This window comes from Sorangium sp. So ce367 (assembly GCF_051520455.1).
GTDB lineage: Bacteria > Myxococcota_A > Polyangia > Polyangiales > Polyangiaceae > Sorangium > Sorangium cellulosum_B.
In genome coordinates this window covers 6,743,485-6,762,653 of record NZ_CP150334.1, presented here as the reverse complement: position 1 = coordinate 6,762,653, position 19,169 = coordinate 6,743,485, and the positions used below count along the sequence as shown (strand labels likewise).

14 protein-coding genes are annotated in these 19,169 nt (G+C 68.9%); 5 read left to right on the top strand and 9 right to left on the bottom strand.

Annotated features, from left to right (window positions below):
* The first annotated feature begins 43 nt into the window (after positions 1 to 43).
* Positions 44 to 1,348, top strand: a complete 1,305-nt coding sequence (locus tag WME97_RS25555) for a GNAT family N-acetyltransferase (protein ID WP_437540828.1) — start codon at positions 44 to 46, stop codon at positions 1,346 to 1,348.
* Positions 1,349 to 1,453: 105 nt separating this feature from the next.
* Here the strand turns inward: WME97_RS25555 and manA are convergent, their stop codons facing one another.
* Positions 1,454 to 2,674 carry a mannose-6-phosphate isomerase, class I gene (manA, locus tag WME97_RS25550; protein ID WP_437540826.1) on the bottom strand — a complete coding sequence of 407 codons (1,221 nt, stop codon included), beginning with the start codon at positions 2,672 to 2,674 and terminating at the stop codon, positions 1,454 to 1,456.
* A gap of 105 nt (positions 2,675 to 2,779) precedes the next feature.
* Here manA and WME97_RS25545 point away from each other — a divergent pair, with 105 nt between their 5' ends.
* The 3 genes from WME97_RS25545 to WME97_RS25535 all read left to right on the top strand — a co-directional run bounded on the left by WME97_RS25545 (position 2,780) and on the right by WME97_RS25535 (position 6,630).
* Positions 2,780 to 3,424 (top strand): MmcQ/YjbR family DNA-binding protein, encoded by a 645-nt coding sequence (locus WME97_RS25545; protein ID WP_437540824.1) that lies wholly within the window; start codon positions 2,780 to 2,782, stop codon positions 3,422 to 3,424.
* A gap of 270 nt (positions 3,425 to 3,694) precedes the next feature.
* Positions 3,695 to 5,383: a hypothetical protein gene (locus WME97_RS25540; protein WP_437540823.1), complete on the top strand. Its 1,689-nt coding sequence runs from the start codon at positions 3,695 to 3,697 to the stop codon at positions 5,381 to 5,383.
* Entirely contained in the window at positions 5,377 to 6,630 is a 1,254-nt protein-coding gene (locus WME97_RS25535) for a hypothetical protein (protein WP_437540821.1), read from the top strand. The genes WME97_RS25540 and WME97_RS25535 overlap by 7 nt, the downstream gene beginning before the upstream one ends.
* 112 nt (positions 6,631 to 6,742) lie before the next feature.
* Here the strand turns inward: WME97_RS25535 and WME97_RS25530 are convergent, their stop codons facing one another.
* The 7 genes from WME97_RS25530 to WME97_RS25500 form a co-directional block, all read right to left on the bottom strand.
* A complete protein-coding gene (locus WME97_RS25530) occupies positions 6,743 to 7,012 on the bottom strand; it encodes a hypothetical protein (RefSeq protein ID WP_437540819.1) in 270 nt (89 codons plus the stop codon).
* Between the two features lie 17 nt (positions 7,013 to 7,029).
* Complete coding sequence (locus WME97_RS25525) at positions 7,030 to 8,088, bottom strand: hypothetical protein (RefSeq protein WP_437540817.1); 1,059 nt, start codon at positions 8,086 to 8,088, stop codon at positions 7,030 to 7,032.
* Positions 8,089 to 8,144: 56 nt separating this feature from the next.
* On the bottom strand, positions 8,145 to 9,842 hold the full coding sequence (locus WME97_RS25520) for a protein kinase domain-containing protein (RefSeq protein ID WP_437540815.1): 1,698 nt from the start codon (positions 9,840 to 9,842) through the stop codon (positions 8,145 to 8,147).
* A gap of 278 nt (positions 9,843 to 10,120) precedes the next feature.
* Positions 10,121 to 10,318 (bottom strand): hypothetical protein, encoded by a 198-nt coding sequence (locus tag WME97_RS25515; protein ID WP_437540813.1) that lies wholly within the window; start codon positions 10,316 to 10,318, stop codon positions 10,121 to 10,123.
* 613 nt (positions 10,319 to 10,931) lie between these two features.
* Positions 10,932 to 12,689 (bottom strand): phospholipase D-like domain-containing protein, encoded by a 1,758-nt coding sequence (locus tag WME97_RS25510; RefSeq protein ID WP_437540811.1) that lies wholly within the window; start codon positions 12,687 to 12,689, stop codon positions 10,932 to 10,934.
* Between the two features lie 25 nt (positions 12,690 to 12,714).
* Positions 12,715 to 13,206, bottom strand: coding sequence for a hypothetical protein (locus tag WME97_RS25505; protein ID WP_437540809.1), 492 nt, complete (start codon positions 13,204 to 13,206; stop codon positions 12,715 to 12,717).
* 347 nt (positions 13,207 to 13,553) lie between these two features.
* Complete coding sequence (locus tag WME97_RS25500; protein WP_437540807.1) at positions 13,554 to 16,415, bottom strand: type VI secretion system Vgr family protein; 2,862 nt, start codon at positions 16,413 to 16,415, stop codon at positions 13,554 to 13,556.
* Between WME97_RS25500 and WME97_RS25495 the strand changes: the two genes are divergently transcribed.
* Positions 16,414 to 18,216 (top strand): DUF2169 family type VI secretion system accessory protein, encoded by a 1,803-nt coding sequence (locus WME97_RS25495; RefSeq protein WP_437540805.1) that lies wholly within the window; start codon positions 16,414 to 16,416, stop codon positions 18,214 to 18,216. The two genes, WME97_RS25500 and WME97_RS25495, sit on opposite strands and share 2 nt — an antisense overlap.
* A 162-nt stretch (positions 18,217 to 18,378) precedes the next feature.
* Here the strand turns inward: WME97_RS25495 and WME97_RS25490 are convergent, their stop codons facing one another.
* Positions 18,379 to 18,765, bottom strand: a complete 387-nt coding sequence (locus WME97_RS25490) for a DUF4280 domain-containing protein (RefSeq protein ID WP_437540803.1) — start codon at positions 18,763 to 18,765, stop codon at positions 18,379 to 18,381.
* Between the last annotated feature and the right edge of the window lie 404 nt (positions 18,766 to 19,169).

Genomic DNA, 19,169 nt, shown 5'->3' with positions numbered 1-19,169 from the left:
GCGGCGGCGGAGGCGTGCGGGTTTGTGCGGAAGGGAGGGGGAGATGCTGCGGTTTCACCTGGTCACTGATGTCGCCGAGCTCGGCGCGATGCGTGGGGCGTGGGAAGAACTGATGGGGCGGAGCGGCATGAACGAGCCGATGCTCACGCCGGACTGGATGCTCGCCTGGTGGCGCGTGTTCGGGGCGCAGGGCCGCTCGCTGCGCGTCGCGCTCTTCTTCGATGGGTCTCGCCTTGTCGGCCTCGCGCCGCTGCTGGAGCGCCGCTGCCGGCACCGGAGCGGCATCGTGTTCCGCCGGCTGGAGCTCATCGCCTCGGGGGAGGATCAGGCCGACGAGGTCTGCTCTTGCAACCTCGGTGTCATCGCCGAGCGGGGCGCCGAGGCCGACGTCGCGCACGCGCTCGCCGGCGCGCTCACGGGCGCGGCGCTCGGGGCCTGGGACGAGCTGGTGATGCCGGCCATGCGCCCCGAGGGCGCGCTCGCCGTGATCCTCTCGCGCGAGCTCCGGCAGCACGGCATCGACGCGCGGATCGAGGTCACGGACGCCTCGCCCTACATCCCGCTGCCGTCCAGCTGGGAGAAGTACCTGAGCGCGCTCTCCGCCTCGCGCCGCTACCTCGTGCGCCGCTCGACGCGCGATCTCGAGGCGTGGGCGGGCGGCACGCTGACGTTCGAGCGGGCGAGGACGCGCGCGGAGCTCGAGCGCGCGCGTGAGATCCTGCTCCGCCTGCACGCCGAGCGCTGGTCGGCCGATGGGCGCGCCGGCGTGTTCGCCTCGCAGCGCTTCCGCGAGTTCCACGACGAGGTGATGCCCGCGATGTTCGAGCGCGGCGCCCTCGATCTCGCGTGGCTCTCGGCGCGCGGCGAGCCCATCGCGGCGCTCTATAACCTTGTGTGGAACAACAAGATCTACTTCTACCAGTGCGGGCGCAGGGTCGACCTGCCGAAGGGGCTCCGGCCGGGGACCGTGATCCACGCCTTTGCCATCCGCGCTGCGATCGCGGAGGGGCGGCACGAGTACGATTTTCTGGACAGCCCTTGCCAGTACAAGCTGGCGCTCTCGCTATCGGCGCGGCCGCTCATCGAGCTCCGGGCCGCGCGCCCCTCGGTGAACGACAGCGCCCGCCGCGCCGCGGAGCTCGCCGCGCACGAGCTCCGCGCGCTCAAGCGGCGCGTCCTCGCGACGTGGCGCGCCGCCGCCGGCTCGCTCGCGCGCGGGCCCGCGGATGGCCAGGAGACCCCGCGCGGCGAGCCTGCAGTCGCCCAGGGAGATCCCACCATCCCCCCGCGGGAAGCGCGTGAGCGAGCCGCCTCGGAGCGAGCTGTTCGCCAAGAACAGAAATCCTAGGCTCCCGTCCCGTGCTCAGTGGCCCTCTGTTCCTCTTCTGCGGGCAGAGGCCGGGGGCCGGAATCGGACGCTGCCCGGCGTCGCTGTGCGTCTCGCGAGGTGGCCTCAGAGGCCGACGGTAGCCCGGAAGAGCTGGCCGTGTCCCTCGATGGCGTAGCTCCCCGACGAGAACGGGACGAAGATCGAGCCACCCTGGCGGAGCTCGCGGGCAGCGCCGCGCGCGTCGACCAGCGAGGCCTGTCCCCTGGTGCAGAGGACGATCTCGGGGCCGCGGCGGTCATCGGTCCTCCAGGGGGCCGCGGCGTCGAGGTCGATGCGGGAGAGCCGGAACTCCGGCGCTGGGGTGTCATAGAAGAACTCCACGCCCACCTGGCGTGGGACGATGGGCTCGACACGCCACGGCGCGAAATCGAGGACGCGAACGAGCTCGTCGACGTTGACGCGCTTCGGCGTGAGCCCGCCGCGCAGCACGTTGTCGGAGCTCGCCATGATCTCGATCCCGACCCCTTGCACATAGGCGTGCAGCCGGCGCGGCGGCAGGTACAGCGCCTCGCCCGGCTCGAGGTGCACGTCGTTGAGCAGGAGCGCGATCACGACGCCGACGTCGCCCGGGTAGAGCTCGTTCAAGCGGAGCGCCCAGCCAGCGGCCCGCGCGAGACATCCGCCCGCCTGGGCGCGCTCCCGGCACGCCTCGACCACCGAGGACACGAGCTCGCGCCCGGCGGCCGGTTCGAGCGCGAGCAGGCCCTGGACGAGCCGCGCGACAGCGGCCGCGTCGATCACATCGGCGCTGCGCGGGACGAGCGCGTCCCCCGGGCCTCCGGCGAGGAGCTCGAAGACCTCCGGCAGGGCCGTGGCCGGCCGGAAACCGCAGAGGGCGTCGAACGGGGTGAGCGCGCAGATGAGCTCGGGTTTGTGGTGCGGGTCGCGGTAGGTGCGCTCGGGGGCGTCGACCGGGACGCCGGCGGCGTTCTCCGCGTCGAACCCGCGCCGCGCGTGCGCTTCGTCCGGGTGTGCCTGCAGCGACAGCGGCTGGTCGGCCGCGAGCACCTTGAGCAGAAAGGGGAGCCGAGCGCCGAAGCGTTCGCGCGTCGGTCCTCCGAGGAAGGCGTCTGCGTGCTTGGAGATGGCGTCGATCAGGCGCTCTCGTCCCCCGTCGAGCTCGATGCACGAGGAGGCCGCCGGGTGGGCTCCCATCCAGAGCTCGGCCTGCGGCTTGTCGGAGGGGCGCTGTCCGAGCAACGTCGCGATGGCGTCCCGGGAGCCCCAGGCGTACTCCTGAACACGGTTCTCGAGCGAAAACATTGGGATAACGTGCTCCTGCAAGGCGCCACCCTACCTCATGGCACCGGAGAAATCAGCCCTTGAGCGGGCTGTGCGCGGGCGCCGTTCCGGCTTTACGAGGTCGTGCGAGCGCTCTACGCTCGCCGGATGACGATGCGCCAGGACGACGCGAGGGTCACGCCCATCCTTGCGAGGCTGCGCGACGCCGCGCTGGCCTATCCAGAGGCCGTGGAGGAGTTCCCCTGGGGCGACCGTGTCGCCAAGGTGCGCGGGAAGATCTTCGTCTTCCTCAACACCCACGAAGGGAAGCTCCTTGTCACGGCGAAGCTCCCGCAGTCGGGCGAGGCCGCGCTCATGCTGCCGTTCGCGGAGCCCACGGGGTACAACCTCGGCAAGAGCGGCTGGGTGACGGCGCGCTTCGGCCCGAAGGATCGCGTGCCCGAGGCGATGCTGCTCGAGTGGATCGAGGAGAGCTACCGCGCGGTGGCGCCGAAGCGAGCGTTGCAGTCGCTGGGTGGCGCGGCGCCGGGGAAGCCGGTGAAGACTGGGACGAAGAGGGCTCCCGGGGAGCGAAACGAGGCGAGCGAGCGAGAGGCGCACGCGACGGCCGCTGCAGCGGGGAAGGCGGCGGCGAAGCAGGGGTCTCCCGCCAAGAAGGTGGCAGCGGAGAAGGGAGCTCCGGAGAAGAAGGCGGCGGCGAAGAAGGGATCTCCCGTCAAGACGGTGGCAGCGGCGAAGGGACCTCCGGCCAAGAAGGCGGCGGCGAAGAAAGGGCTTAAGGGAAGCCCGTAGCGCCGGGGGCGACGCGGCGCCGGCGCAGCGAGAGCAGCGCACCCGCAAGTAGCGCGAGCGCTTCCTTTCACGCCTGACCTACCGCATGGGCCGGCGTCCGGCCCCGCGTCGAGGCAGACGCGCCAGCTTGGATCCGCCGAGTGCCAGCTCGGCGGGAAGACGCGCTGTTTACCTCTTCCCAGAATACGAAATTCATGTAAATGATGTGAGCGCCGTTGCTGAAGTGGGGAAGCGGTGACGTCCAGGATCCGCCCGCAGAAGGTGCCGTGAATGCGCGCGCTCTCTCGAAACAGGCTTCTGTTCCTCGTGCGCTTCCTTGCTGCGAGCGCGTTGCCCCTCCTCGGTGAGCGGGAGGCCCGCGCCGACGAAGCCATGGGGACTGTGCTCGAGATCCAGGGCGAGGATCTCCTTCTCGATCTGGGGCAGACCACAGGCGTCTCCGAAGGGGCCCGGGTGCAGCTCTGGCGTCCCGTCCGGCTCAAACACCCCGTCACCGGCAGGACCATCACCGATCGGTTCCTCATCGGCACGCTGCAGATCGTGCAGCTTCGCCCGACCATTTCTCTCGCCCAGGTGGTCGGGACAGTCACCAGGACACCCGCGGCAGGCGACGTCGTGATCGCCTCGGGGATCCCTCCGGCGCCCGCGAAGAAGCCTGACAAGCCGGCGAAGGCGGCGAGCGATTCCACGTATGATATCCCGGCGGGCAATGCGCCGCGGGCGGGGGATCCCGACGCCGCCGCCCTTGCGGCGATGTTCGAGGGGTTGAAAGGGGCGGATCCGGCGGCGCGCATCGACGCTTACGAGAAGTACGTGCGCGCGTCGCCGTCCAGCCGGTTCGTGTCGGTGCTCAACGAGGAGGCGCAGGCGCTGCGCCGCATAACGGTCGCCGAGAGCAAGGCCTCCGACCAGAAGGCCACGGGGGAAGCCAGCGGCAAGGGAGATCTTCTGCTCGCCTTCACCACGCCGGTCGGGGCTGTCTCTGGCGTACCCCTCGGGCTCGGGATGCAGCTGCGCGATGACGCCGCGGGCGCGGTCGTTCACCTGCGAGTGCCCAAGCAGCCCAACTACCGAGCGTTCCCGATGACGCCGATGGGCCGCGGGTACTTCTCGACGGTGATCCCGGCCAGCGCGCTCATGGGCCAACGCATGGAGTTCTTCGCAGAGGCCGCGACGAGAGCCGGTGAGACGGTCGCCGTCGTGGGCACCAGCACGGCGCCGGCAGAGCTGCGGTTCGAGCCGGGGCTCTCCGATCACGAGCCGGCGCCGGTCGAGAAGACGGTGGCCGTTTCGACCGACTTCGCGGACTACAACCGACTGATTGGCAACGATTATATGCTGCAGGTGGAGGGGATGGTGAGCCTCAGGTATGGAGACACCGGCATCCGGGCGCTCCGGACGGGGTTCGGCGTGTACAGCGGCCTCGGAGGCAACGCGGACGAGCTCGATGGTGGGTTCGATCCACGGCCGGTGGGGCTCACGTACGGGTATCTCGAAACGGAGGTCGGCTTCAGCTACGGAGCGTCGCTCATCGGTCGCGCCCTCGTGGGGCTCGGCGAGGGCGGCATGTCCGGCGGCGGGCACGCCATGCTCCGCATCGGCAACGATAAGCACACGAACCTGATCCTGGGCGGCGAGCTCCTGGGTGGCATCGGTGCGCGTGGCATCGCGCAGGTGGAGCTCGCCTCCTTTTGGACGTTCCCGATGCTGTTCCGGGTTGAGGTGACGAACCAGCCCGCAGGAGCGGATGGCAGGCCGGACGTTGAGTCCACTCAGGAAGACACGGAGGAAGGCAAGGGGAAGTCCACGGGATCGGGTGACGTCGGCGCGCGCGGCGTGTTCCAGCTGGGGTGGAGGGCGCTGGACACCCTGGTGCTCAGCGTGCGCGCTTCGTATCAGGGACGGAACATTGAGCACGCGGGTCCAGGCATCGGCGCCGCGGTGAGCTACCAATGGTGATGCTCGGCCGGGCACGTGACGTGACCGCATCGGCGCGCTCGTTCGGTCGCGGGCTTTGCCTTCTCTGCGCGGCGGCCTTGGCGGCCGGGCGCCCAGCCGTGGCATTGGCCGGGGACGCTCCGGCGGAGGCGCCGGCGGCGGCCGGAGAACAGGCGTCGCAGGCTGCCTCCGCCAGTCCGAGCGGCGCACCGGCCGTCGCGCCGGAGGTGGGCATGGTCCACGCGCCGGTCTCGGTGGGCAAATCCGGAGAGGCGCTCGCCATCGAGGCCAACTTCACCAATGCCCACCTGCTTCGACAGGCATTCGTCGTCTACAGGCTGCGAGATGGAACCCTGCGGTCTACGGTGTTTCAGCGGTCGGGCAGCGCCTCGCTCGCCTATGTTGCGATGATCGCACCGGAGGTAGTGGGGCCGCCGGGTCTGGACTATACGATCGAAACGGAGCGGATCGACGGCGTACGCGCGAGCGTCTTCGCCTCGCGCGCGCGCATGCACCACGTGCAGGTGGTCGAGGCTCCCATCGACTCCGTGGAGCGCACGCTGCTGAAGCGGCTCGGCGGGCGGCGAAGCACCGCGTCGGCCAGGTTCGACTACGTCGACTTCGGCGCGCGCCCCCCCGACGAGACCGCGTGTCAGGCGTCGAACACTCAGGAGTGCCCTGTCACCGAGCCGAACGATCATAAGGTGGGCGAGCATTATTGGAACGCAGAGCTCTCGTACACGTATCGACTGCTCCGGGCGGTCGCCGAATTTTCCATGCGCGCCGGTTACATCAGGGGAAAGTCACCGGGAGCGCCCGAGGCAAATGACTACAAGGCGGAGCTGGTCTACGCCGCGCCGGGCGTTCGGTTCCGGCTCGCGGACTCGTGGCATGTGGAGATGGGGCTGCTCACTGGGATGACCGGCAAAGGTTTCACCATGGGTACTGGAGGCGCATTCCTCATCGGCGATCCGTACAGTTCGAAGATCACGCTGGGGTGCGAGACGATAGGGCTGTGGGAGGGGACCTACTTCGGGAGCCGGTGCTACAGCCGCGTGGACTTCCCTGCGGGGGACTCGCTGTCACTGGCGCCGATGATCGAGGTGACGGACATGCCGAGCGCTGGCGAATGGGGGGTGCGGCTCGTGGGCGAGGGGACGTTGAAGCTCTCGGACGTGATCTCCGCCACGCTTCGCGGCGGCTATCAGGCGCGCAAATCGGACAGAGGCGGCGTGGGCGTGGGCTTGCAGGGGTCCGTGGCGTTTTGAAGGCCAGACACCGCTCGACGCGCCTCCGGCGCGGGACAGCGCCCGTTGGAAGTGAGCGAGAGCCGGACACGGGCGCGAGCGCTGGACGCGGAAGGGCGAACGGGGGCTCCGTTCAAGGGCTGTCGCTTGGCGCCTCGCACGCGCCGTCTCCGCCGCAGTCGCCGACCTCGCACTCGTCGTCAGGATCCGTGTTCGCCGTCACAGGGGCGCACGTACCGTCGGGCTCTCCGGTCTTCGTCTCCTCGCATGCCATGCACGTGCCGGTGCAGGTCGTGTCGCAGGGGTGCCACTCGTTGTCCAGGAACAGGCAGCCCGTCAGCGCGGCGCAGGACGCGGCCGCCGCTGCTGCGTACCATCGTAAGCGTCGCGGAGATCTCCTCATCTGCTCGGTCGATCCTCTCACCATCTCCCCACGAGCGAAATGCCGTCCGGGCCCAGGAGCACGCCGGTCGTCGCGCCCGTTCCGCGCGAGCGCGCCTTTGCGGGCGGCGCGAACAGCACGAGGGCGGCACCGGTCGCGAGGGCGACGCCGCCGGCGATGAAGCTCACCGTGGAGGCCGCAGCGGCGGCCGCGCTGTCGTCGAGAAGCGCGCCGCCTTGGGGAGTACACGCCTTCGAAGCGCCGCCCTTCGAAACATAGCAATGCTCGGTGCCCTCCCGGTTCTTCGACAGCGCGTTCATGCCGAACCCCGCGCCGATGGCGAGCCCTACCAGGCCGACGCCGCCGGCGACGAGCCCGGCGGTGCGCAGCGGCGAGCCCGGATCGCTCATGGGCTTCCTGTGCCCCGGGGCCGTCGAGTCGGCCGGGAACGGCGACGCCGGGTCCGGGAGCGGCGCGGTGCCGGGGAGCGGCGTGGTCGCTGCGGGGTGCGCAGTCGCCGACGGAGGCGCAGACTCCGCGCGCTCGAGCGGTGGGATGGTGACGGTGACCGTCTGTCCTTCTTGATCGACCTTTGCTGTTGTCTCCCAGCGCTTCGCGCCGATGGCGGTGGCGGAGACCTTGTGCGGCCCGGGATCCACCGGGACTGCCACGCCCCACTGGGCCTCGACCAGCACGGCGTCGTCGCGCATCACCTCGAGCCCCGGCGTGCTCCGAGCGCCGTCGGACACGACCACGGCGAGCCGCGTGAGCCTAGGCTCCAGCGCGTCCACTCGCGCGCGTGCGTACTTTTCCTTTGCTTTCTGGCCGGCCGCGGCCGTGGCGTCGACGACGTCCACGTAATGGATCCAGGCACTGGCCAGCTGGCCGACGTGTTCCAGACAGTCGGCGAGGTAGAACCGCGTGCCTGTGCCCGGGTTGAGCTGCAGGCTCGCCTCCAGCTTCGGGCACGCCTCCGCGTACTTGCCCTGTGCCGTGAGCTTGCGTGCCTCCTGGAAGAGCGCGAGGGCGTCCGCCTTTCTCTTCTTTGCGTCGTCCGCATCGGCGCGCGCGTCCGGCGCGCGGGTGACCGCCGTCACGATGCACGCAGCGAGCGTTGCCGCGCGAGCGTAGGAGCGATGTCCAGTCCTTCTGCTCAATTGGACTGTCCTTTGAAGGGGTCGTCCGGGGCCGGAGCCCGAGCAGACCGTGCGGGAGGCGGTGCCCGCTTCGGGTCTGCCGAGGCGGCGCGAGGCGCCTCTGGCGGCCGGGCGCTGGGGGTCTGGGGCGCACCCGTGCGGTCGCCGGGGAGATTCGTTGCCGGCGCTGCGGAGGTGGGCGTCGCCGGCGTCGCGGAGCTGGTCGACACGGGCTCTGGCTGGCCAACCCGGTGGTCGTGTGTTGGCACAGCGTCGGCCATGGAGGGCTGAGCGGACGGCGGCGGCACTTCGGAGCTTGGCTGCCCCGACAGCGCTGCCGGAGCCGGAGGCGAAACCATCAACGTCGCGCCCTCTCCGGTAGGGCTGTCGTTCCGCAGCAGCCTGAAGCCCGCCATGGCGCCGAGCCCGAGCACCGCGGCGACGGCCGCGAAAATGACGAGCGCCGCCGGAGCGCCGGATCTCTTGGGTGCGGCGCCCGCCTCCAAGGGCAGTGTCGTGCTGACGCCTGAGCCGACGGCCGGTCTTCCCCTGCTCGTGTCATTTGGGGCTCCTGCCGGCGGCATTTCCGGTGCAGGGGGTGCTGCGGCCGCGTGCACCGCCGGCACGCTCGGTTCCCTGGTTGCTTGCGGCGGCGACTCGCGAGGGGGCGGTGTGGCGGTCACCGTGGTCCCTGCCCACTCTTCGGAAGGGCGAGGTGCCGGCGTGAGCGCGACGGTCCCGGACGTCGGCAGCGCGGGGCCGGGGGCGCGATGGTCTGCGTCGGAACTGAGCGATGCCCTGCCGTCGGGACCGATGCGGGGGAGGCGCGAGATTCGATCGGCAAGGAGCCCCGAGCCGGAGGGGCCGAACGGCGCCAGCGCTGCTGCCAGGTCTGCCACCGCCGGGAAGCGCCTCTCGCGATCCTTCTGAAGGCAGCGGTCGACCACCGCTTCGAGCCCGGCGGGCACATCGGGCCGGAGATCGCGCAGAGGGCGCGGGTCGGTCTGCAGCACGAGCGCGCACACCTGCGGTATCGTCTCGGCCCGGAAGGGCGCCTCGCCTGCGAGGAGCTGATAGAGGACAATGCCAAGCGACCAGATGTCCGTGCGCGCGTCCACGTTGCGGGTCGAGAGCATCTGTTCCGGCGACATGTACATGGGTGAGCCGAGCATCGACGCCGTCCGGGTCATGTCCTGGCCACCCCCGGCGCTCACGAGCTTCGAGATGCCGAAGTCGAGGACCTTGAGACGCGTGCCGCCGTCCCGGGTCGTAGCGAGGAACAGATTGGCGGGCTTCAGGTCGCGGTGGATGATCCCGAGGGAGTGCGCCTCGGCGAGAACGTCGCACGCTTCGAGGACGAAGCCGGCGGTCTCCGCGATGCCCAGCTTGCCCTCGTCCCGAAGCTTGGACGCGAGGTCCTGCCCCGAGAGGTGCTCCATCACGATGTACGGCGCGCCCGACGCCAGGGTGTCGGCGTCGCTGATCCGCACGACGTGCTCGCTCTTGATCTTCGACGCCGCGCGCGCCTCACGAAGGAAGCGCTCGACGAGACCGGCGTCCTGCGCCATCTCGACCCGCATGAGCTTGATCGCGACCAGCTCGTCGAGGCGAAGGTGCCTCGCGGCGAGGACGACGCCCATGCCTCCCTCGCCGAGCACCTTCTCCACGCGGTACTTCCCGGCGAGGAGATCTCCCGGTCGAGCGAGCTGAGTCATGGCATGCGCCTCGTTCCAGTGGTCCCAGGTGCTGCGTCACTCGATGCGGGGCCGCCGCCGTGCCCCTGGCGAGGGCGCTACGCGCGGCGAGCGCCATCGTAGAAGATCCCATGGCGGCCGGGCAAGCGCCTGAGGCCGCGTGCAAGCGAGAGGGGGACCAGCGGAGGTCTCTCAGGGCTTTCTGCACGCCCTTGGGCGTTTCCCCGGTTCCGCCCCGGCGGCGCGGTCGATCGCGCGCACGTCGCGCAGATCTTGCGGCCGCCCTATCGCGTGCTTGTTCACGAGGAGGTCGTCGCGGCCGATGAAGTGCACCGGTACGCCTCTGCAACGTCGGCGGTGACCCGCCGCTCCGAGGAGGGCTCGAACGCGATCCCAGCGACCGTTTGTAAGAAGTCGATGCGGGCGGGGACCCGCCCCATCCAGACGATCTCGTCTGGCTGCGCGGTCCGGAGGCTCGTCACGATCTCGTCCGGCACGCCGAAGCGCAGCAGCGCCGCGCACGCGTCCGATATTCTCAGGCGCGGCGTCGAGCCACAGGTCCAGGTCCTTCGTCGTCCTGGGGCGTGCGTGCAGCGACACCGCGTGGCCGCCGATCACCAGGTACCGCACCCCGGCGTCTGCGAATGCCGAAAGCATCTCGACCAAATCGGGGGGCAGGTTCATCGGGATGTCGCAAGCTCCACGCCGTCAGCGAAAGCTCGATCGAGGCCTCGAAGCGCGCCGCCGGCCCTGCCTGATCCCAGAATGCCTGGTCGGCCGCGTCAAGCTCGGCGTGGCTCCCCACGCGGCCGCCTACCCAGTCGCGCTTGCTCGCCGTCATCGGCGTCATCTTACCAGAACAGCAGGCTCTTCGCCCCTCACTCAACAGCGGGAACGGAGGTGGGCTTGCTCGCGAACAGCTCAACACACGGTTCAAGAACCATTTTGAGGATCTGGATGTCATACACCACTGGACACCCGAACCACCGATCGTCGCACGATCGAGAAAATGCTACCAACACTCTACATGTCCTATCTCCCCCGCCGCGAAGGTCGCGAACGTGGCCTCGCTGGAGGCAGACACCGGAGGTCACGGCGGAGCCGCGTGACCTATGGCGCCCCTGAGGTGTCGCCTGCGGCGGCGTCGCCCGCGGCGTGCGCCCCTGAGGTGCCGCCCGCGGCACGCGGTAGCGCTGGATCGATAGCAAAATCCGCGGCCGATGTGGCCAAGGGGTTCCAGTTCTCGAGGGCCTCATACCACGGGCGACCGTCGATGTGGTAGACTTGGATGTTTGCCGTCCTCGCAGGCCGACGCCAGTACACAGTGCTCGCCACGCCATCGTACAAGCGCTCAGTATATGGCATATTGAGGTGCTCGGACCATAGCTCCATCCGCAGCTTGTGGGCGGCGTCGAGTTCGAGGACGTGCCAGGCGCCATGCCGCGGTCCGCTCGCGGTCTGCCATGTCGGATCGCACGTGATCCCGACAACCTCGCTATCGTACTCATACCCTCGGTTGTTACAATTGGCAGAGCCGATGATGGCAACCTGGTCGTCAACAATAAATAGCTTCGCATGGATATAGCTGTGATACGTTCCCAGTCGCGTGTAGATCCCGATCTTCGTCCGCGCCTCAGCCGCGCGCGTGAGGAGCCGATGCATCGCCTGGTGTCGAAGGTTCTCGTTGATGGTGTCCACTCTAGGCAACAAAATAGTGAGCTGGTCAATATGCCCGAGGGCCTCGACTAGCACGTCCACAGCGGCAAGGCTCCAGAAGTACTGGTCTTCGATGTAGATAAACCTTTGCGCACGACGGATGGCGTGACGGATGTACTCCCAGGCATCGCTGTGCTGGTCCGGGAGCTGCGCGATGTCCGGATTGCCAATGGTTTGACCGATTCGTGTGGGATAACACACCGCCGAAGATGTGACGGGGAGCGACTCCGCCTGACGCAGCCACTGGGACAAGTCTTCCAGTTCGCGCCCATACACCTCCCGCTTTCCCAACGGCACTGGAATTGGCACCGTCCCTGGTAAAGGTACCATCATTAGCGGCCCGAAGTCGTCCCAGCGAGCATGGTTCCATCGGAGGACGACGAGCCGAAGCAGATCGAGCGCTGCGTCGCCCGTGACGCGCGCATGCACATCGTGCATCGGCGTCCCAGGGTCGTAAACTCCAACCACCCGGGTCACGCCGACCCGGTCCGGGCTAAGGTCCACGCCGCCGTAGAACGCGACCAGGCCCTCGCGACCGTACACGACGAGGATCTTCTGGTGGTGCGAACCCAATAGGCGAACGTTTTCGTCGACGATACAGATCGCCCCGGGCGGTGACGCTGTCGCGCCAGCGTTGAAGCTGTCCACGGCTCGCTTCGAGCTGCCGACTGCGAACCAATCCGTGGGCGTGGGGTTGTTGTAGATGAGTACGCGGAGCTTCACGCCTTGCTCCACCTTGGCGCGGAGGATTGCCTCGCCCGTTTGCCCGTGCAGCGAAGTCCTCGCTCCGCGGTCCCTCAGCAGTGCGAAATCGAGGTGCATCGTCCAGCCGACGAGGATGATGAAGTGCTCGGGGCCGTGGGCGGTCTCGATCGCCTCAAGCATCGCGTCATAGGTTTCGGTACCATCAATGTAGTACTCAAACGAACTCCGATCGCGTTGCGGATAGGTCCTCGTCTGCGGGAGGAACCAATCATCGGTGCTCTCGGGCCAATCACCGGGGACCACGAAGGTCGCGAGCGTGTCGCTCTCGAAGTGCGCGGTCCGTACCCACTGCGTATCGGGGCGTGACTGGTCATCGCGCCTCGTTGGCCCGCCCATTAGGCCAGAGGCGAGATCGCGGATAGTTCGCGTGTAGTTCCGAATCGGCATGTCCCGTCCTGTGCGTTCGAACCCCTCAGGGATCGCGGTCGTCGTGTGCCCGGATCACGTGCTCCAAGACGGTCGTCAAGTCGCCCGTCAGGGTCAGATAACCGTTTTCTATAAACTCGGGGTCAACCCCAGAGTCAAGCGCATGCTTGAACATGTAGCGCCGTATCGCGTCGGTGAGTCTCCACAGATCTGGGCCCGACATCCCGCTATAGGTGCTACGATGATGATCCGGTGTTCCTGTGAAATATCCAAGATTCGCGAGACGGAATGCAAGGTCGTAGATTTCCCGCGTACGCCGGAAATATCTGTCCTGGTCTTGTTGAAGTCGCGCGCGCTGTGCCCGACTCATCCCGCGCGATCTGGGCTGCTCGGGTCGGCGGGTGGCCTGCCATCCGTTGCTCTCTGTCGCGCGGCGGCGCAAAGCCTCCTCATACTCCCTCCGCTGCCGCTCATAGTCCATCAATTGGCGCTGGTACTGCTCGTACTCGGACGGTGTCAAGTCGTGGTTCAGCAGCATAGGTGGCGGTGTCGGTGGCGACGGCGGTGCTCGGTTCCCTACGCCCCTCCCTACGCCCCCCGCGTCGGCCGGCCTCGGAGGGCCCGGCGGCGGCGGCATGCGGTTGAGCGGAACACTGATGCGTGCCGCGAAGACGCCGTGTTCGTCAAGATCGCCGAGATCCAGGACGCCCCTATGGGCGCGGGCGTCAAGCGCGGCAGTTATGATACCGTCTGCGTCTGTGGTTCCAGCGATTTCGCGTTGATGCCAGGTGATCAAGTAAGGGCGGTTTGCGAAAGGGCCTACCTTACCATCAGCGGTGCGGAGCCGCAGGCGGAGGTGATACGTGGGCGGGACGGCGGGTCTGGTCATGAACGCGAACTCCCGGGACGACCCTGGATGGCGCGCGCGCTCCCGTGCTGCCGGTCTACATCGTCGCGGACGTCGTCGGTGAGGCCGGTGCGCGGCGCACCGCGCGCAGCCTGGAAGGCATAAGCTGCGTCGGTCGGATCATCGGCGACGATGCCGAGGTTGTGCAGTTTGCGCCGGAGGCTCTCGGCGGCGTCCGGGTGCTCGTCATTGAGATAGAGATCCGTTTCGAATTCGAGTTCGGAGTCCAGCGCGCCCTCCTCGCGTGCGCTGATGGGACGGCCCCAGCGGAGGCGGCATACCTCCACGTCGGGGAATTTGGGGATCTCAACCTCGCCACTTGGTGCGGTGCCACAATCGAAGTACCCGGGCAAGCTCACCTCGTAGCGGGCATTGAGGATGATCTCGCCCTGCTGATCGAAGAGCCGCACCCGCTCTTTGGGGAGGTTGGGCGCCTCCCTCGATCGCTGCTCACGTTTCGCCCTTTCCGCGCCGACGCCGGAGTTGAGTTTCACCATGGCGCCGTCGAGCTTGGCCTCTTGACCGAGATTGAGGACTGCATTCGCCTCGGAGGAGACTTTCACGACCTCGCCGTAGAGGTCGACGCCGTCGCCCATCATGAGCGAAGCTTTTGAGGATGTGACCTGGATCGCGTCAGCGGCTAGGATGATGGACTTGGACACAATGCGCACACTGTCGGATCTGATCTCGAGCGCGCTATCGCCCACCGTGAGGCGGATCTCATCGGCTGCATCGATCTCTGCCGCGCCCGACGAGATGACCTCCAGATCGCCCGCGAGTCGAGTCGAGGCACGGGCGGGTGCGGCCTCGCTGCCAACAACGACCAGCACATCCTTCTGCACGTTGAACGCGGCAGTCCCGCGCACCGTAGTGATGGCGTTCCCAGAGATGACTAAATCGTCGGCCCCCTGCACATGAGTGGAGCGGTCGCCGCTCACATGCTCGCGTGCACTTCCCCCGATGGAGACCGCGTGCGCCTTGCTCACGAACACGCGTCGGCTGCCGTCGATGTGATGCACGGCATCGCCGCTCACCGTGTCGCTCGAGCTGCCGCGAACCATACGTGTGCTGTCACCATGGACGGTTGTTTTCTCGGCCCCCTCAACCGCGAGGACGACATCGCCCGAGACATTGCTGATGCGGCTCTGTCCCACGATTTCGTAGCAGTTGCCGGCCACCACGTCAGTCTGATTCGCGTCAACACGAGTCGTCTGGTTGCTGCGTACAATGAAGTCGAGGTCCCTCTGTGCATGGAGGAAGATTCGCTCGTAGTCTCGCCGGTCCTCGAAGCTCAGCTCGTTGTGCCCGCCGCCCCCGCGGGTCGTCTGCGTCACGATCCCGCTCTTCGTCTTGCTCGCGGGCAGCGCAAACGGGTGCGGGTGCTGGGCGTTGTAGACGCACCCCGTAACCATGGGCCGGTCGACATCGCCGCCGACGAAGGTCACGAGAACCTCCATCCCCACGCGCGGGATGAACTGGAACCCCCAGCCCGCGCCGGCCCACGCCTGCGCGACGCGGATCCAGCACGAACTGCTCGGGCTGTTCTCCCCCTCGCGGTCCCAGTGGAAGTGAACTTTGATCCGCCCGAGCTCGTCAGTGTGGATCTCCTGTCCCGCAGGTCCCACGACGGTCGCGGTCTCCACCACCTGCCGGAGCTCGCGCCGCGGCCGGCGCGGGCGAAAGGCGGTCTCAAGCGGTACGCATCGGAACGTATTCCGGTAGGTCTCCCGCGCCTCGTCCTCACCGCTCTGCCGCTCCGGCACGCAGCCTTCATGGTCGACACGGAAGATCGTGTAGCGCCCGTCGTGCCCGTCCGCCGGGCAGCCGCGCAGCTCGAACCAGCGCCCCGGCAAGATCCGGCGGCATCGGCTCTCGCCCTCGCCGACGGATGCGGCTGTTCGGTGCTGCTCCAGGTGGAGCCGCGCGACCGCGTTATCGAGCCGGGATCGCTCCCTCTCGCCGCGGTGGTCGTACACCCGGACCTGCGCCGGATCGAACGCGTCTTCTTTCGCGGCGACGCGGGCCTCCGCGCGCAGATCGAACGCCGGTCGGACGAAGTCGAAATCCTTGAGGAGCACCGCGCCCGGCCGCACCTCCTGCCGCACGCGAAAGCGGCGCACGTCGCCCTCGCGCGTGGACAGGCCGTCGCCCTCGCGGACCTCGAGCGCCGGCTCGCCGTCGATCGGCTTCACCAGGTGAGGGTCGTCCGCGAAGACGATCACCTCGCGCTCACCCTCACCCGCGTCGTCCGGGTGCTCGAAGTGGAAGAAGATGCCCTCGTCCGCGAGGATGCGCTGCAGGAAATCGAGATCGCTCTCCTGATACTGCACGCAGTACGCCCGCGGCGCGTGCTCCTGCGCGAGGTGCCACCGGCGGGGCAAGCCCCAGTCGTCGAGGATCCGGTCGACGATCCCGGGCACGGTGAGGTCCTGGAAGATCCGGCTGTTTTTGCCGCGCCCCGCGAGCCACAGCCGCGGCGCCAGCCACAGCCGGTAGCCGTGCCGGCCGCCTTGATCGCCGAGCGCGCCCTCCGCCTCGATGCGGCGCACGATCCCGTGCACCGTGCGTCCCTCGCCCGGCCCAGAGAGGAGCGCGAGGCGCGCCGGTTGCCCGAGGAGATCGCGCTCGAGCGTGGCAGGCGCGTGCTCGACGCGGGCAAGGAGGATCTCGAAGCGGTAGAGCCGCGAGATCTGCTCCGTGCCGCGGATGCTGACGACGGGGAGATCGGCCGGGGACCAGCGATCGGCCGTGAGCGTGAACGGTGCGATGCCCGCGGGAGCACCTGTCGACGTGAACGCGGCGACCATCGCGAACGATGGTAGTCTAGCGGACATCAGCATGGCTCCTCTTTCGATCGCCTCTGGCGACGTCTCCTGCGCGGTGGTGCCGTTCCGGTACCAGAGGCGGCTCTGGACCACCGTCGTCGTCAAGGCACGCTTTGCGTTCGTCCCAGGCGGAATGGCAACGCACTCCGGGGCGGCCGAGATCCGGTCGGAGGAGCGGCAGTTCGATGGCCACCCCTCGCGCAGCATCGAGAGGGCGAGCGATCTCGCGCCCTATCTCCCGCGCTGCGACGTGACATTCGTCGGGCACGCGTACCCGCCCGGCGGCAGCCCCGCGCCTGCGATGTCGGCGCGGCTCGGCCTCGCCCGCGACGGCCGGCCGGTGCTCGACAAGGTGGTCCACGTCTTCGGCGACCGCGGCCCCGCCGGTCCGAAGCCGTTCGAGCGCATGCCGCTGGTCTATGAGCGCGCCTTCGGTGGCCCAGGCGAGCCGAACCCGGTCGGGAAGGCGACGCCCAACCTCGTCGATCCGGCCGACCCCCGGCGGCCCACTGGCTTTGCGCCGATCTCGCGGCTGTGGCTTGCGCGCAGGCGGCTGCTCGGGAGCGCCGATCCTCGTGCTCTGGAAGCACCGATCGCCGACATCCCCGACGCGGTGCCGTGGGGCTATTTCCAGGCGGCGCCGCCGGACCAGCTGGTCGACCACCTGCGAGGCGACGAGTGGCTGGTCCTTGACGGTCTGCACCCCACCTTGCCCCGCGTGCAGACCCGCCTGCCGTCGGCGCGGGGCGTGGCCCGCGTGATCGAGCAATCCGCGGGCGCGCCGCCGGTCGAACGGCAGGTCGAGATGGTCTGTGACACGCTGGCGATCGACGGGGATCGCCAGGAATTGGCGCTCGTGTGGCGCGGCCGTGTCGAGGTGCCCGGCGGTGAGGCGGCGCTGCCGTCGCTCGTAGTGGCGGCGGCGCTCGTGGTGCCGGGCCGCGACGTGGACTGGGCTCGACTGTGGCCCCAAGCCTCAGCGCTGTCCGTGTCGTCATCGGCGCCGGCCACGACGAGCGACGTGGAGAGCCAGGGGACGGTGGCGCTGCGGCCCGAGCAGCAGGTGACTGCGGCGGCGAAGGCGGTCGTGCCGTTCCCGGTCGCGGAGGCGGGCGACGCGACCGTCCCGTGGAGGGTCGACGCGACGCCGTGGGGTGGTGCGCCGCTCTTGCCTCCGCCCGCGCCGGCAGGCGAGATGACGCTGGGACCGGTGACCGCGAAGCGAGAGGAGGCGGACGAGGGGACGATGACGCTATGGCTCGGGCAGCATGCGGCCGTGAGGCCTCGAGAGGAGGCGCCGTTCCCGATCTTGCCGGCCGGAGCGTCCGGTCCGGTCGCGCCGGTCCCCGGTGCGCCGTGGGGGCCGCTCACAACGCCGTTGGAGACGCCGGTCGCGGGCGAGGGAACGCTGTGGCTCGGCGAGCGCGCGCCGCCGCCCGTACTACCCTCGATTGCGGCTCCGCCGCCCGTGGTGCCGCCGCCGATGGCCGCGCCGCCGCCCTTGCCGCCGCCCATGGCTGCGCCACCGCCCGTACCGCCGTTAATGGCCTCCCCGTCGTCTATTGTCGGGCCGCCGCCCGGTGCGCATGTGCCGCCATCCATCGCCTCGCCGCGCGCTGTTTCCCCTGCCGTGGTCGCTCAGGTGCGTCGTCCTGCACCTGCGGCACCGCCGCCTCCGCCGGTGGTCCCGCCTCCCGCGTCTGGCTCACCGGAGGCGCTGCTGGCGAAGCTGCGTGCGGCCGGCGCGAGCGAGCGCGACGTCGAGGCGCTTCAGCGAGCGCTGAAGCCGCCCTCGCCGCCGCCGGATGACGACTGAGCGGGCCGGCATCGCCGCGCGAGCGTGCTGCGGCGAGCTCGCTGGGCTGCTCCGAGCGCTGGATCTGGCGTCGCCTCCGCCACCGACGGCCGCTAGAACCCTCCCACCGCCGACACGTCTGAGCCCGCGATGGAGGCTCGTGACGCGCTCTTCGGCGGATCTTCAATCCACGTCGACGTCCGTCCCTGGATCGGTGATCCGGATGCTCCCGGTCCAGGCGCAGCGGCAGGTCGAGTCGCCGGTGAGCGCGTTGTGCTCGGCGATCGTCACGAGGGAGGCGCCGGGCGACCACGGTGCGGCGATCACCGGGATGCAGGGCATCGGGGTGAGCACGCCCTTAGCAGCGGTGGTTGCGGACGCGACCTGCGGGTTTGCCAGCGTCTTGCACATGCCGAACGGCGCGATGTTGGCCATCGGCTGGAAGTCCATCACCGTCGCCGCTGGCGCCTCGTCAGCGTCGGTCCCGTTCGCGGGAAGCACGGTGAGCGCGGAGGGGGACAGTCCCTCGCTGCACTCGAGCTTCGCTCCGTTGATCACCAGCTTGGGCACGGGGTCCTCGGCCACGGACGCGCTAGAGATCGCGCCGTCCGGAGTGGGGATTCTAGGTGCGAGCACGGCGCGGCGGCAAGCGTCCACACGCGACGGTACGGCAGGCCGAGCCATTTCGTGCCAAACAGAACCGCTGCGGAAGGTCGCCGTGGCGCGCCTCTTCCGTACGCACACGGTAGGCCGCGCATCGCATGCTGCAGACCGGCGGCTGGAAGGCTTGATCGCCGGCGAGGGCTAACCTCCGAGGAGGAGCGAGGCGCCGCAACCCAGGACCTGGCTCGAGGCAGATGCAACACACCCACGGAAGAGCACCGATGTACCAGAGCGAGCAATCCAAGGAAATGTCGTCAGCTTCGCAACCGCAACCCGCCAGGCGTCCTTCGTCCCCACCACGCTGGCGCCGG

Excerpts from the sequence above, each read along its gene's own strand:
- WME97_RS25555 (WP_437540828.1), top strand. The coding sequence starts at position 44 with ATGCTGCGGTTTCACCTGGTCACTGATGTCGCCGAGCTCGGCGCGATG.
- WME97_RS25545 (WP_437540824.1), top strand. The coding sequence starts at position 2,780 with ATGACGATGCGCCAGGACGACGCGAGGGTCACGCCCATCCTTGCGAGG.
- WME97_RS25540 (WP_437540823.1), top strand. The coding sequence starts at position 3,695 with ATGCGCGCGCTCTCTCGAAACAGGCTTCTGTTCCTCGTGCGCTTCCTT.
- WME97_RS25535 (WP_437540821.1), top strand. The coding sequence starts at position 5,377 with ATGGTGATGCTCGGCCGGGCACGTGACGTGACCGCATCGGCGCGCTCG.
- WME97_RS25530 (WP_437540819.1), bottom strand. The coding sequence starts at position 7,012 with ATGAGGAGATCTCCGCGACGCTTACGATGGTACGCAGCAGCGGCGGCC.
- WME97_RS25520 (WP_437540815.1), bottom strand. The coding sequence starts at position 9,842 with ATGACTCAGCTCGCTCGACCGGGAGATCTCCTCGCCGGGAAGTACCGC.
- WME97_RS25510 (WP_437540811.1), bottom strand. The coding sequence starts at position 12,689 with ATGCCGATTCGGAACTACACGCGAACTATCCGCGATCTCGCCTCTGGC.
- WME97_RS25505 (WP_437540809.1), bottom strand. The coding sequence starts at position 13,206 with ATGCTGCTGAACCACGACTTGACACCGTCCGAGTACGAGCAGTACCAG.
- WME97_RS25495 (WP_437540805.1), top strand. The coding sequence starts at position 16,414 with ATGGCTCCTCTTTCGATCGCCTCTGGCGACGTCTCCTGCGCGGTGGTG.
- WME97_RS25500 (WP_437540807.1), bottom strand. The coding sequence starts at position 16,415 with ATGCTGATGTCCGCTAGACTACCATCGTTCGCGATGGTCGCCGCGTTC.